The 550-nt window shown below is 70.9% G+C and carries 1 pseudogene; it reads left to right on the top strand.

Going from position 1 to position 550, the window contains the following annotated elements:
• Nucleotides 1-21: 21 nt before the first annotated feature.
• Nucleotides 22-550 (top strand): annotated as a pseudogene (locus tag EN745_RS35615) (energy transducer TonB); the annotation flags it as partial.

The following is a 550-nucleotide window of genomic DNA, read 5'->3' as shown; positions in this document are numbered from 1 at the left end:
GAGGCGCTGGTGCCGGACACAGTGACGCCCGATCAAGCCGAGCCGGTCGAGGAGACGGAGAGGGCGGCGCCAGTGAAGCCGGCAACCGAGCCGGCGCCTGAGCCGGTCACCGAAGTAGCGGAACCGAGCGTCGAACAGCCGGCAGAGGCCGACGCGGCCGAACCGGCGGCGCCGACGGTCGCCGCGCTGAGCGCTCAACAGCCGCTCGACGAAGTGGTTCCGGACGTCGTCGAGACGGTGGCACCGGACGTCGTCATTCCCTTGCCGCAGCCGAAACCGGTCGATGCGCCGGCGGAATCCAAGGTCAAGAAACCGGTCGAGGCCAAGGCGAAGAAGCCTGTCGACAAGCCGAAGCCACGGCCGAAGAAGGAAAAGCCGGCGCCGGCCAAGACCGCCATGGCGGCCAGCGCCGACGCCAGGCCGGCCGCGCGCGCGGCGGCGCCAAAATCCGCCGAGGGAGCATCGCGTTCCAGCGCCAGCCCGGCGCGCTGGAATTCCAGCCTGGCGGCTTGGATCAGGCGGCATACGCGCTATCCGAGCGCGGCACGGT

The sequence above is a fragment of the Mesorhizobium sp. M4A.F.Ca.ET.022.05.2.1 genome (genome assembly GCF_003998845.1).
Taxonomy (GTDB): Bacteria; Pseudomonadota; Alphaproteobacteria; order Rhizobiales; family Rhizobiaceae; genus Mesorhizobium.
The sequence above is the reverse complement of the archived record's forward strand: the minus strand, read 5'-3'. Positions and strand labels throughout refer to the sequence as shown.